Origin of the sequence: Gilliamella sp. A7 (genome assembly GCF_002142015.1) — a bacterium.
Taxonomy (GTDB): Bacteria; Pseudomonadota; Gammaproteobacteria; order Enterobacterales; family Orbaceae; genus Gilliamella; species Gilliamella apis_A.
This window is the reverse complement of record NZ_NASN01000059.1, coordinates 1-13,541: the sequence shown is the minus strand read 5'-3', so window position 1 is coordinate 13,541 and position 13,541 is coordinate 1. Positions and strand designations below refer to the sequence as shown.

The 13,541-nt window shown below is 33.1% G+C and carries 16 protein-coding genes; 15 read left to right on the top strand and 1 reads right to left on the bottom strand.

Annotation, left to right across the window (positions count from 1 at the left end; all coding sequences use genetic code 11):
* Window positions 1-49: 49 nt before the first annotated feature.
* The 11 genes from B6D18_RS11070 (at window position 50) to pmrB (ending at window position 10,323) form a co-directional block, all read left to right on the top strand.
* The gene (locus B6D18_RS11070) at window positions 50-1,186 is read left to right on the top strand and encodes an iron-containing alcohol dehydrogenase (protein ID WP_086364492.1); all 1,137 of its coding nucleotides are present in this window, start codon (window positions 50-52) and stop codon (window positions 1,184-1,186) included.
* 26 nt (window positions 1,187-1,212) lie between these two features.
* The gene (locus B6D18_RS11065; RefSeq protein WP_086364491.1) at window positions 1,213-2,091 is read left to right on the top strand and encodes a dihydrodipicolinate synthase family protein; all 879 of its coding nucleotides are present in this window, start codon (window positions 1,213-1,215) and stop codon (window positions 2,089-2,091) included.
* 40 nt (window positions 2,092-2,131) lie between these two features.
* Window positions 2,132-3,535, top strand: coding sequence for a sodium:solute symporter family protein (locus B6D18_RS11060; protein WP_086364490.1), 1,404 nt, complete (start codon window positions 2,132-2,134; stop codon window positions 3,533-3,535).
* 12 nt (window positions 3,536-3,547) lie between these two features.
* On the top strand, window positions 3,548-4,732 hold the full coding sequence (locus B6D18_RS11055; protein ID WP_086364489.1) for an exo-alpha-sialidase: 1,185 nt from the start codon (window positions 3,548-3,550) through the stop codon (window positions 4,730-4,732).
* Between the two features lie 75 nt (window positions 4,733-4,807).
* The gene (locus tag B6D18_RS11050; RefSeq protein WP_086364488.1) at window positions 4,808-5,272 is read left to right on the top strand and encodes a YhcH/YjgK/YiaL family protein; all 465 of its coding nucleotides are present in this window, start codon (window positions 4,808-4,810) and stop codon (window positions 5,270-5,272) included.
* 258 nt (window positions 5,273-5,530) lie between these two features.
* On the top strand, window positions 5,531-6,358 hold the full coding sequence (locus tag B6D18_RS11045) for an ABC transporter substrate-binding protein (protein ID WP_086364487.1): 828 nt from the start codon (window positions 5,531-5,533) through the stop codon (window positions 6,356-6,358).
* A gap of 5 nt (window positions 6,359-6,363) precedes the next feature.
* Complete coding sequence (locus tag B6D18_RS11040; RefSeq protein WP_086364486.1) at window positions 6,364-7,089, top strand: amino acid ABC transporter permease; 726 nt, start codon at window positions 6,364-6,366, stop codon at window positions 7,087-7,089.
* 6 nt (window positions 7,090-7,095) lie between these two features.
* Entirely contained in the window at window positions 7,096-7,782 is a 687-nt protein-coding gene (locus B6D18_RS11035; protein ID WP_086364485.1) for an amino acid ABC transporter permease, read from the top strand.
* A gap of 122 nt (window positions 7,783-7,904) precedes the next feature.
* On the top strand, window positions 7,905-8,441 hold the full coding sequence (locus B6D18_RS13070) for a phosphatase PAP2 family protein (protein WP_086364484.1): 537 nt from the start codon (window positions 7,905-7,907) through the stop codon (window positions 8,439-8,441).
* Between the two features lie 89 nt (window positions 8,442-8,530).
* A complete protein-coding gene (pmrA, locus tag B6D18_RS11025; RefSeq protein ID WP_086364483.1) occupies window positions 8,531-9,193 on the top strand; it encodes a two-component system response regulator PmrA in 663 nt (220 codons plus the stop codon).
* 32 nt (window positions 9,194-9,225) lie between these two features.
* The gene (pmrB, locus tag B6D18_RS11020) at window positions 9,226-10,323 is read left to right on the top strand and encodes a two-component system sensor histidine kinase PmrB (protein WP_086364482.1); all 1,098 of its coding nucleotides are present in this window, start codon (window positions 9,226-9,228) and stop codon (window positions 10,321-10,323) included.
* Here pmrB and B6D18_RS11015 read toward each other — a convergent pair.
* Window positions 10,295-10,915, bottom strand: coding sequence for a YrbL family protein (locus B6D18_RS11015; protein ID WP_086364481.1), 621 nt, complete (start codon window positions 10,913-10,915; stop codon window positions 10,295-10,297). The genes pmrB and B6D18_RS11015 overlap by 29 nt on opposite strands.
* 275 nt (window positions 10,916-11,190) lie before the next feature.
* Here B6D18_RS11015 and rplM point away from each other — a divergent pair, with 275 nt between their 5' ends.
* The 4 genes from rplM (at window position 11,191) to B6D18_RS10995 (ending at window position 13,422) form a co-directional block, all read left to right on the top strand.
* The gene (gene rplM / locus B6D18_RS11010; protein ID WP_034901369.1) at window positions 11,191-11,619 is read left to right on the top strand and encodes a 50S ribosomal protein L13; all 429 of its coding nucleotides are present in this window, start codon (window positions 11,191-11,193) and stop codon (window positions 11,617-11,619) included.
* Between the two features lie 11 nt (window positions 11,620-11,630).
* On the top strand, window positions 11,631-12,023 hold the full coding sequence (gene rpsI, locus B6D18_RS11005; RefSeq protein ID WP_034901366.1) for a 30S ribosomal protein S9: 393 nt from the start codon (window positions 11,631-11,633) through the stop codon (window positions 12,021-12,023).
* Between the two features lie 303 nt (window positions 12,024-12,326).
* A complete protein-coding gene (sspA, locus tag B6D18_RS11000) occupies window positions 12,327-12,959 on the top strand; it encodes a stringent starvation protein SspA (RefSeq protein ID WP_086359756.1) in 633 nt (210 codons plus the stop codon).
* 52 nt (window positions 12,960-13,011) lie between these two features.
* The gene (locus B6D18_RS10995) at window positions 13,012-13,422 is read left to right on the top strand and encodes a ClpXP protease specificity-enhancing factor (protein WP_086364480.1); all 411 of its coding nucleotides are present in this window, start codon (window positions 13,012-13,014) and stop codon (window positions 13,420-13,422) included.
* Window positions 13,423-13,541 lie beyond the last annotated feature (119 nt).

Here is a 13,541-nt window from a genome sequence, read left to right as displayed (position 1 = left end):
CAATATGATTTTTAATACTCATCTAAATTGCAATCGATTGGAGCTAACTATGCACATTAACAGTACTGTCTTAAGTGGACAAGGTGTATTAAATGATCTTAATTTTCTATTCAAACAACATCGTCATGTCATATTTATGACTGATAAAAATATTATCAATTTACCAGTTGTAACTAAATTGATAAAAACTCTTTTAGATACGGTTCATCATTTCACTCTCATTGATGATATTCCACCAGAGCCTAGTCATCATGATGTCACAAATTTATTAAACCGAATGAAAATAGCTAATGCCGATCTAGTTGTTGGTGTCGGTGGAGGTAGTGTTCTTGATGTTGCTAAATTAATTTCAGTGTTATGTGCTAAAGAGAATCAATTGACTCTTGAACAATTATTGGCAGGTGTGAAACCTTCTAAACGATGTACTTCCATTCTTATCCCCACTACGGCGGGAACAGGTTCCGAAGCAACTCCAAATGCTATTTTGGCTATTCCTGAAAAATCTACCAAACAAGGCATTATTTCACCAGTTATGTTGCCTGATTATGTGTGTTTGATTCCAGAATTAACTATTTCTATGCCAAATCATATTGCAGCCTCTACAGGTATTGATGCTTTGTGTCATTTAATTGAATGCTTTACAGCCAATATAGCCAATCCAGTTGGTGACAATTATGCCTTAATTGGTATGGATAAATTATTTAAGTTTCTTGAGAGATCAGTAAATGATAAAACTGATTTAGAAGCAAAACTGAATATGCTTTGGGCTTCATATTATGGTGGTGCTGCGATTGCCCATTCAGGTACACATCTAGTTCACGCTATGTCATATCCTCTAGGTGGTAAATACCATATTCCTCATGGTGTGGCAAATGCCATTCTACTAGTTCCTTGTATGGAGTTTGTTCGTGACGCGGTGGTTGAAAAATTTGCACAAGCTTATGATTTATTGCCAGATGCAAACCTAAATTTAACTAATGAAGAAAAATCGCATGCATTAGTCGGTTACTTTAAAGATTTAGTCGGTCGTTTAGCACTACCTACAAAGTTACAAGAACTTAATATCTCGCCAGAAGATTTACCATATCTTGTTGATTCAGCTTTAGAAGTGAAACGTTTAATGAATAACGTTCCTAAACAAGTTACCAAACAAGATGTTCTAGCTATTTATCAATCACTTTTATAGACAATCCTACTCTTGGAGTAAAAATTATGAGCAAAAAAATAGAGGGAATTTTAACCGCCATTGTCACAACGTTTGATGAAAATGGGGATTTTTGTCCAAAAAGAATGCGTAAACAGGTTCAACGCCAATTAAATCATGGTAATAGTGTTTTTTGTAATGGTACCAATGGTGAATTTTTTGTTTTAACCCAGCAAGAAAAGATCAAAGTTACTGAGGTTTGCGTCGATGAAGTATCTGGACGTTCTCCTGTAATGTCTCACATCGGTGAAATTTCAACCCGAGAAACCATAAAACTAGGTAAGCAAATCGAAAAACTAGGCGTAGATGCTGTATCAGTAATAGCGCCATATTTTATTCCATTAAAACAAGAAGAGCTTATCTATCATTATTCAACAATTGCTGATGCACTAACCGTTCCTGTTTATCTATATAACATTCCTGCCAGAACAGGTAACACCATTTTACCAGAAACGGCTGCCAAACTTGCCGAACATCCTAATATTGCTGGTATCAAGGATAGTGCAGGAAGTGCCGAAAGTTTGCAAGCCTTTCTTGATGTAGCAAAAAGCTTAGATAACTTTGATGTATTAACCGGTCCTGATTCATTGATATATCAAGGATTTGTTGGTGGTGCAGTTGGTTCAATTTCGGGGCTTGCTAATGTTGCACCGGGTTATATCAATGCTATCTGGAAAAACTTTAAAGCAGGTGACCTTGATAAATCTAAAGCAGCTCAGGATGCTGTAGGTGATTTAAGGAAAAATTTATATGCAACTGTATTCTCTCCGGCAGCAGTGAAAAAAGCGTTAACACTAATGGGAGAAGAAGTTGGTGTAAGTCGTTATCCAATCCAGTTTTCAGATGATCACATTGCAACCATTAAAACCATTGTGAATCAATTATAACAAATATTTAACATGTAATTATAAGAAATAAAGGTGATATATGCATTACTTTGGAACAATGGACACAATAATAATTGTTAGTATTGTTGTCCTTTATATATTAGCTACCTCATGGATGACTTATTTTTTAAGAAGTAAAAATAATAGTGATTTCATGGAAGGTTCTCGAGCTGTACCGGCGATAGTTGTTGGGATATTACTAATGACTGAGTATATTGGTGCAAAATCAACAATTGGCACAGCACAATCAGCGTTTGATAATGGGATTGCTGCATCATGGTCTGTAATTGGTGCTGCTATTGGTTTCCCACTTTTTGGATTATTGTTAGTAAAAAAAATCTATAATACTGGTGAAATTACTATTTCAGCTGCAATTGCGCAAAAATATGGTAATTCTACTAAGAATTTGATATCGATTATCATGATTTATGCATTAATACTTGTTAATGTTGGTAACTATATTAGTGGAGCGGCTGCAATTTCAACTGTGTTACAAATTTCATTGCCTGTGGCAGCATTTATTACTGCAGTAGTCAGTACCTTTTATTTTGCCTTTGGCGGTTTGAAAGGTGTTGCATATGTAACAATCGTTCATAGTGGTGTGAAATATTTTGGGGTGTTATTTATCTTAGGAACGGCTTTATACCTTACCGGTGGTTTTGCTCCAATGATCGAACAAATGCCGCCTCATTATTGGACATGGGATGGCTCTATTGGTGCAGGTACTATTTTTGCATGGCTAATCGGAACAATTGGTTCAATATTTTGTACGCAGTTTGTTATTCAAGCAATTTCATCAACAAAAGATGCTAAATCGGCTAAACGTGCTTGCTGGTATGCTTTCTTTTTCTGCTTACCTATTGCGATTGCGATTGCGGTTATTGGGGTATGTGCGAAATTTCTTCATCCAGATATTAAAAGCTTGTATGCGTTACCAGTATTCATTCAAGATATGAATCCTTTTATGGCGGGGATTATTACTACCTCATTAGTTGCTTCTATTTTTATCAGTGTGAGTACTGTTGCTCTAGCGATTGCATCATTAATCGTTAAAGATTTTTATGTTCCATACTTTAAACCAACGCAAGAAAAAGAATTTAAAGCAACAAAAGTCATCTCAGTTATTGTTGGATTTGCTCCGCTCCTGTTAGTTTTAGCTTTTCCTGAGGTCTTAAAGCTTTCTTTCTTTACTCGAGCAATTAGGTTGTCTATAACTATAGTTGCAATGATAGCGTTCTATTTACCATTCTTAAACAGTACGCGAGCTGCTAATATGGCATTAATCGGTGCCGCTGTTATCACCTCTACTTGGTTCTATTGTGGTGATCCATTAGGAATTAACAATATGTATGTTGCGTTACTTTCTCCAGCCATCATTATGTTGTTAGACAAATTATTAATCAGTCCTTTTGTAAAAGCAAAAACAAAAACGGATTCTTTATAAGGAGATAAATTAATGACTCAAGTTAAATTGGACTGTTCGGGTAAATTGACTACAAATAGTTCTGATCCATTGCGTGTTGATGCTTATTTACCAACAGAATGTGTGCAAAACCATGCTGCAAATTTATTACCATTACCAAATGGTGATTTACTTTGTACATGGTTTGGGGGAACACAAGAAGGTATTGCGGATATTTCAGCTTATTATTCACGTTTAAAGAAAGGCTCTAGTATCTGGACAAAAGCCATAAAATTGTCTGATGATTCAACTAGATCTGAACAAAATCCATTGTTTTTCTTAGATCCTGAAAATGTATTGTGGCTTTTATATACAGCTCAAGTTTCTGGTAATCAAGATACGGCTATCGTTCGTTATCGCAAATCAAAAGATTTTGGTGAAACATGGGGGCCAATAAATACACTACTTGAAGATCCTGATAAAGGAATTTTTATAAGACAACCTATAACAGTGATGCCAAATGGTGATTGGTTATTACCTGTATTTTATTGTATAGCTAAACCTGGTGAAAAATGGGTCGGTAGCTATGATACTAGCGGTGTAATGATATCAAAAGATAAAGGAGAAACATGGTCTAATGTTGATATACCCGATAGTTTAGGTTGTGTTCATATGAATATTATGATGCTACAGGATAATAGTTTATATGCTCTTTTCCGTAGTCGTTGGGCTGATAATATTTATGAAAGTCGGTCTAATGATGGTGGGTATACCTGGTCAAAACCTATTCCTACCATATTACCTAATAATAATTCGTCTATTCAAGCAACCGTATTAAATAATGGACATATCGCGTTAGTGTTCAATAACTCAAGTGCTAAGGATGCAAAAGAAAGGCGTGTCTCATTATACGATGAGATTGAAGATACCAGCAGCACCAATAAAAAAGAAGCCGCTATAATAGATGGCCAAAAAAATGCTTTCTGGGGAGCGCCAAGAGCACCGATGTCTTTAGCTATTTCAACAGATAATGGTAAAACGTGGTCTTATATTCGAAATTTGGATGAAGGTGATGGTTACTGCATGTCAAATAATTCTAAAGATAAATTGAATAGAGAATTTTCTTATCCAAGTATCAAGCAAGGTTTCGATGGCAAGCTTCATATTGCTTATACTTATTTCCGAATGGCAATTAAATATGTTGTTGTCGATGAAAATTGGGTGAAAGCAGAAAAATAATCTAATCTAGCCCATCAATTTTGATGGGCTATCGTGGATTAGATATTATTTTAAACAATGTAATGGAGAGTGATGATGATTGCAGGGAATGTGCATTTTTTAAATCTAGCAACGCTACCAAAGTCGTTATACGATATTTTGTCTCAACCAGAAACAAGTCTGAATTATTTAAAAAGTTTAGCAGATGGTCGTTATCAGCTTGAAGGTGAGAAATGGTTTTATAATATAAATGATTCAATTACTTCACCAATTCAAGAAAGACACACTGAATTTCACAAAAAATATTTAGATATACAATTAATTTTAAGTGGTGAAGAAATTATTCGTTATAGTTTAAATGATTGTAGTTCTGAGTCATTTTTTGAAAAAAAACCAGACCTTTTTATTTTAGAGAATCCTTTATTAACAAACTCCATTCTCCTAAAAGAAGGTGATTTTGTCACTTTCTATCCAGGCGAACCGCATCAAGCACTTTGTATGGTTGATGTGCCTAAAAAAGTTCGTAAAGCAGTATTCAAGGTACCTGTTGAAATTATTTAATTTTTTAATTCGAGGTTACAATCCAATTTAAGTTTACAGTAAATTTATTCTTTTGATTTGCTGTAAACTTAAAGATTAAGTATTAGATTCCACATACTTTGCTATTTTATTAATATTATCAATTTATTATAAATTTAATCCATTTAGTGATTAACATATAACTAATAGTTATAAATATGTAAATATTTGTTATTTAACGTAAAGACTGTTTATTGTTAGACTTTTTATGTAAATACCTATCTTATTAAGGATGTTGTCATGAAATTTCTAACTAAATCATTAACAGCTGTAGCTTTGATTAGCACACTATTAGGCGTGAACTCTGCTTATGCAGATCGTTTAGACGATATTGAAAAACGGGGCGAGATCAAAATTGCTGTATTTGATAGCAATCCTCCGTTTGGATTTATTGATGAAAAAACCAATAAAATAACAGGGCTAGATGTTGATTATGCTAATGAAATAGCTAAAGCATTAAATGTAAAAGTGGAACTTATTCCAACTAATCCAGCTAATCGTATTCCATTACTTACCTCGCAAAAAGCGGATTTGATCGTTGCCAACTTTACGGTTACTGATGAGCGAGCTAAAACAGTTGATTTTAGTTTGCCTTATTTTGCCACAGGTCAGAAGTTTGTGGCTAAAAAAGGATTGTTAAAAACAGCTGATGATCTTAAGAAACTTCGTATAGGAGCTGATAAAGGTACCGTAATGGAAATTACTCTTCGTGAAAAGTTCCCAACCGCTAAAGTGATTTCTTATGATGATACGCCTTTTGCTTTTGCAGCATTACGTAATGGAGTGGTACAAGCTATTACTCAAGATGATGCTAAGTTAATTGGTTTACTCGCAAATGTCCCAGAAGAACAACGTGCTGTTTTGGAAATTTCACCATTTAGTATTACTGAAGAATATCAAGCTGTTGGTGTTCCAAAAGGTGAAACTCGTTTAAAAGAAAAAGTTAATCAAATATTGTTAAAACTTGAAAATGATGGTGAAGCATTAACTATTTATAACCGCTGGTTTGGACCAGATACAAATTCTGCGATGCCTCGTGGTGATTTCAAAATAGGTAAAGGTCAATAAATTATATGTATGAGCAATTACTAGAACCACATTATTTGTGGTGGTTGTGGGATGGTTTTTTAGTCACTATGGCTATCTCTTTTTTAACTATTATATTTTCTACTACATTAGGATTTTTGTTAGTTATTGCTCAGCAAAGTCATATTAAAATTATCAAAGGCGTTGTTATTGGATATAACGCCATTTTTCGTTATTCGCCATTATTACCACAACTTTTTTTCTGGTATTTTGGTATCGGTAATTTGTTACCGATTGAGTTTAAATTATGGTTATTTGATGAACCAGAAATTCAACTGTTTTTGTTCACTCTAAAAATGCCATCTTTTGAATTTATTATTGGTTTAATTGGTTTAACATGTTATTCCAGTGCTTTTATTGCTGAAGAATTCCGGGCTGGAATTATGGGGGTGAGTAGTGGACAAGAACAAGCCTCATTAGCATTAGGTCTCACTCGTTGGCAGAGTATGCGATTTATTATTTTACCGCAAAGCTTTCGTATCGCTTTTCCTCCTTTGATCGGTCAATATATGAATATTATCAAAAATTCATCGCTAACCATGGCAATAGGTGTGTTAGAACTATCTTATGTTTCCCGTCAAGTAGAAACCGAATCGTTAAAAACATTTCAGGATTTTGCAGTAGCAACTTTTTTATATATTTTCGCTATTGTTATTGTGGGTACCCTAGGCAATATTTATCAATCAAAATATTTACAAATTGGAAAGGTCTAATACGTTATGGATTTTAAGGGTTTTGAAATTATTTGGCATAATCTCGATTATCTTATTTTTGGAAATTTCCCTGGTGGCATAGTATTAACATTGTTAATGAGTTTTGCGGCTATTGTTTTTTCGACCATTTTGGGTGTTTTCGCGGGTGTCGGTTTAACGGTTTGTGACGGATTTTTACGTAAACTTTTAGTTATTGTATTAGGTTTTTTAAGAGCGATTCCCGTTATTATGCTCATATTTTGGACTTATTTTTTATTGCCAGTTTTATTAAATATTGATGTGCCAGCTATCACTACTGTGATTTTTGCTTTATCATTAATTGGTGGTGCATACATTGGTCATTCTGTTCATGCAGGAATGGTAGCTATTGGCAAAGAACAATGGCAAGCAGCTTTTTCATTGGGTTTTACAAAAAGCCAAGTCATTATTTTTATTATCTTGCCACAAGCATTAAAAATGATGTTACCTTCCTTTGTTAATCAGTGGGTATCATTAATTAAAGATACCTCTCTAGCTTATATCGTTGGTGTTGCAGAGTTTACCTTTATTGCTACCCAAATTAATAATCGCAGTATGGTTTATCCTACAGAGATTTTTTTATTTGTTATTGTGGTTTATTTTATTATTTGTGCCACACTTGATTTTACAGTATCAGTATTACCTAAATATCATTTATTTTCTCGCAAAAAATAGCTAGATTGTTTATTTCAATATTATTGAGCAAAACATCTCTAAAAAACTCAAAAAGGTTATTAAGGTTCTTTTAAGCTTTATTTGCTAAATTATAAGTAAATATTATCAATATTGGTTTTGATATGTTACTTAATATAAATACTCATCTTTTTTTATTAATCAATGCGCAAGAACAAGCTTCGAAGTTGTTTATACTTTTTGCTGTGTTTTGTGCTAATTACTTAATATTACTGCCTATTGGCTTATTAGGAATATACTGTATATACAAACCACTATATAGAACATTGGTGATAAAAATTTTAATAAGTTTAGCATTGGTGCTAACTGTTACTTTTATTATAAGGCATCTATTTTATTCGCCACGGCCATTTGTACTTAATGTTGGTACTAATTTTTTAACTCATGATAAAACGAGTTCGTTACCGAGTCAGCATGCTGTTTTTATTTGGACTATCTGTTTTTCTATTTATTTAAATTATAAAAAGCAATTTAAATCGTTTGGTTATTTATCTACTGTAGTTGCTTTGCTTGTTTGTTGGAGTCGTATCTATTTAGGGGTTCATTGGCCACTAGATATTTTAATTGGTATGTTATTAAGTTTTATATCAGTTTATCTAATTAAAAAATTTTGGTTTCTGTATTACAAAATTTATAAATGATTAAAAATTTAAGTTGTTTAAGGTTAGGCATGTACTAGTTAACTATGCTAATTAGGGTATTTTTCAAATCTACTTAAGGTTGAACTATAATGAAAATACTTATAGTCGAAGACGATAGTTTATTACAAAAAGGGTTATATGATGGTATAACGTCTGATGGCTATGTTTGTGAAGTGGCATCTAATGGTAAGCAAGCGGAAGAACATATAGAGTTTTCGCAATTCAGTTTAATTATTCTTGATTTGGGATTGCCAGATTGTGATGGTTTAGAATTACTCACTCGTTGGCGTAAAAAACAAATTGAGGTTCCTGTTCTTATTTTAACTGCCCGCGATACTATTGAAGATAGAGTAGAAGGTTTAGATCTTGGTGCTGATGATTATTTAATTAAGCCTTTTGCTTTAACTGAATTACTAGCAAGAGTGAGGGCATTGATTCGTCGAAATCAAGGAACAGCTGATAATATTATTAATTATGGCCCGATTAGCATTGATATTAAACGACAAATAGCAACATTAAATGAGCAAGAAGTTATATTAACACCTAAAGAGTTTATTTTATTGTCTAGATTAATGTTAAAAGCTGGAGAAAAAGTACATCGTAATTTATTGCAAAATGATTTATATGATTGGCAAAGTGATCCTAGTTCAAATGTACTTGAAGTTTATATTCATGCGTTACGAAATAAATTAGGTAAACATTTAATCAAAACTGTACGTGGATATGGTTATCAACTCAATATTGATAATTAGCTATTATTCTAAATTTAGTGAATGATAAATTTATGATTGAAAAATCCTTAACCAAGATACGTCATAGTATCCGTTGGAATCTCTTTTTTACTTTAGGCGCTATTATGCTAATTTGCCAAATTATTACGGTATTTTGGTTATGGCATGAAAGTAAAGAGCAAATTGATGTTCTAGTTAATTTAACTTTAAGTAAAAATAAAATCGACGAAGTAGTTGAGCACGAGGAATTAGAGGCCATTTTTGCTCTGTTCTGTTCCGCTTTTTCCATGATGGCTGTGACATTATTTTTAGCTTATAAAGCTATTAAATGGATTACTAAACCTTTAGAGATTCTTGAAAAAGATCTAAACCAAAGAACAGCGGATAATCTTAGACCGATAAAACCAATTAGTAATATGCGCGAAATCAAATCGATTACGCAAGTATTAAATAATTTGTTTGAGAGACTCAATAATACTCTTTCACAAGAACGTCTTTTTACTGCCGATGTTGCTCATGAGATGCGAACACCATTGGCAGGTATTCGCTTGCATCTAGAATTACTTGATGCGAAAAATAAAATCGATTGTCGTGAATTAATTGAACGTATAGATCGTTTAGTCAATACGGTAGAACAACTTTTGATGCTCGCTAGGGCTAGTCAAAAATTTACGTTAGGTCAGTATCAAAAAATTAATTTTTATCATGATATTCAAATACCGCTTTTAGATGAATTAACCGAACTAACAGAACAAAAACAACAAACGATTGAATGGCAAATTACTAATAAGATTACTTTTAGTGGCGATGCTACTCTGATTCGTTTACTGATTCGCAATCTGGTTGAAAACAGTTATCGATATAGTCCAAATAAAAGTAAAATTACGATATCTTTTTATAAAGACATTCAAAATATTATTATTGTGGTTAAAGATGAAGGCAGTGGTATTGATGAATCAAAGACTGAAAATTTAACCCAAGCCTTTTTCCGAATGGATCGTAAACATAATGGAATAGGGCTTGGCTTAAGTATCGTCAATCGCATCACTAAATTACATCATGGGCAATTTACCTTAAGAAATCGGCAGGGCCCTCAAACAGGTACTATCGCCGAAGTTAGACTTAATGATTTACTTCATCAATTAACTTAGTTATTAAACTGTTATGTTGATTTTCCTTAATGAGCGATGATAAAAAACGTTGCCAAGTGCGTTCTATTTTTGCATTGGCAAAAAATCCGACATAATTAGCAATCGGAATAAAGGTCGAATTACCTATATTATCAATAATGATTAAGCGATTTTTTTCAGATGACAAATGCTGAAATAAAATATTTTTACTTTTGATTGTCATGGTAATAATTCGATCTTCCAATAATGCTGTTTTTAGTGCTTTAAGTGATATGACTAACGCACTATAATATTGCTCAGTTAATTGTTGGTCGTAGAGATATTTTTCTAACGATGTAGCAATTTTTCCATCATAGTCCCGAATTAATTCAAAAACATGTCCTGGTCCAAAATTAGTTGTTACTGGGCCATAATATTTTGCCAAAACATCCCACGATATTTTGCGTTTTATAAGATGTTTATAATAAGCAATTTCACGATTTGTTTCCTCTTCGGCGCCATCATTATAATTTATTTTGATACATTTATTCGGATCATCAGGATGATGATAGCATTTTCTATGTAACCCTTTGCTTATATAATCTTTTTCGGTAAGTTGAATTAAATTTTCCATCAATTGATATTGTGTAATTAAAGATTAACTAAAAGTGTAACAGTTAGTGTTTTTTATCGCTACGGTTTTTTTATTATAAGTTCTAGCGCTTTTATAATATTTCTGTATAATATTGCCACCCACGTTACAACAGTGTTCTTCCCAACGCTGTTTTCGATTGTCAAAATTAGTATAGCAACTCGAAGGGGTTAGTTAGTTAATAGTAGCAATCAAAAAGTGTAAATAAATCAAATGATTTATTAACGTGAGATTAATTAAAATTTGGATAAATACGAATGAGTACTTTTTCAGCTAAACCAGAAACAGTTAAACGCGACTGGTATGTTGTTGATGCAGCAGGTAAAACGTTAGGTCGTTTAGCTACTGAAATCGCAAGCCGTTTGCGTGGTAAACACAAAGCAGAATATACACCACATGTTGATACAGGTGACTATATTATCGTTATCAATGCAGAAAAAGTTGCTGTAACAGGCAAAAAACGCACTGATAAGATCTATTATCGTCATACTGGTTACATCGGTGGACTTAAAGAAGCGACTTTTAAAGAAATGATTGAACGTCATCCTGAACAAGTCATCGAAATTGCTGTAAAAGGCATGTTACCGAAAGGTCCTCTTGGTCGTGCAATGTACCGTAAATTAAAAGTTTATGCAGGTAGTGAGCACAATCATGCGGCACAACAACCGCAAGTATTAGATATTTAAGGGGATAGAAGATGGCTGATAATCAATATTACGGTACAGGTCGCCGCAAAAGTTCCGCTGCTCGAGTGTTTATCAAACCAGGTAGTGGAAATATCGTTATTAATAAACGTTCATTAGAGCAATATTTTGGTCGTGATACAGCTCGTATGGTTGTTATGCAACCACTTGAGTTAGTTGAAATGACTGACAAACTTGATCTTTACATCACTGTTAAAGGTGGAGGTATTTCAGGTCAAGCTGGTGCGATTCGTCACGGTATTACTCGTGCATTAATGGAATATGATGAAACTTTACGCTCTTCATTACGTCAAGCGGGCTTTGTTACTCGTGATGCACGTCAAGTTGAACGTAAAAAAGTGGGGCTACGCAAAGCTCGTCGTCGTCCACAATTCAGCAAACGTTAATTGCTACGTTACAAATTTGTTTCAAAACCCAGCACAAGCTGGGTTTTTTTTCAGTTTTATTTATTACGATATAAATTTAGATAATAATCACCTAAATTAAAAATAATTTATTATTATTCAATATAATATATTATAAATCTTTTATTTCCCTCAAAAAATATAATCTGTTTATAAGATGAAAAGAATACAAATCTGAGAAAAAACAAAAAGAAAATTCATTTTTTTTAACAAATTTGTTATCCAATTTGTTAGAATAGTCATTAATATAAACTTATTTTAACTTTTTGCATATTTGGAGTGACCATGGTTGTTGCTGTTAATAAACGTTCTGTAATGACATTATTTTGTGATACAACAGATATTTATGGCCATCAGATTCGTTTTGTGTTGGCAGAAAAAGGGGTAACAGCTGAAATCGAGTTTGTTACGGCAGATAATCTACCTCAAGAATTATTGGATCTAAATCCATATGGTTCAATTCCGACACTAATTGATCGTGACCTTACCTTATATGAACCACATATTGCATTAGAATATTTAGATGAACGTTTTCCTCATCCACCGCTAATGCCTGTTTACCCAATTGTAAGAGCGAATTCTCGATTAACCATGTATCGCATTAAGAAAGAATGGTATAGCGCTTACGAAACAATTTTAGCTAATCCGGACAGCGAAGCTGCCAAACAAGCGCGTAAAAATTTACTTGATGATCTAGTATCGATCTCCATAATGTTTAAAGAAAAAGATTACTTTATGAGTGATGATTTTACATTATGTGATTGTTATTTTGCTCCTCTGCTTTGGCGTTTACCTATGATTGGTATTGAGTTGCCAAAAGTTGCCGAGAAAAATTATCTTGCTTATATGGCTCGCATTTTTGAACGACCAGCTTTTATAAGCTCTTTAACTGAAGATGAAAAGAAAATTAGAGCGTAATAGTTTGTTTTTTTTATCTAACGACAGATTAGCAATTAAATAAGGTACCGTTATGGAACTTGATAACATGACTCCTCGTCGTCCTTATATCTTTAGGGCTTTTTATGACTGGATCTTAGATAACGAATTAACTCCGTATATTGTGGTTGATACTTCTGTATATGGCGTATTAGTACCGCAAGAGTTTATAAAAGATAATCAAATAGTACTTAATATTGCTCCGCAATCGGTCGGGCAGTATTTAGCTAATAATGAACAAATCGAATTTAATGCTAGGTTTTCTGGTGTACCTCAACATATTGTTGTACCAATGGCAGCTGTTGAAGCTATTTATGCTCGTGAAAATGGTGTTGGTATGGGATTTGAGGATGAGCCACATTATAAAGCTCTTAGAGAAGGGGCAAGCAAACCAGCAGAAAATGTTAAACCGAAGCCAGTTAATCCTTTCCGAGTTGTCAAATAATTATTCTTAATTACAAGAATAATCAAATTTTTCACTATCTTATTTACAATATTATTATTTAGTCATAAATAGGATAGTCTTTTTTTGTCTGTAATATCTATAATAGTAATAGCTAAGAT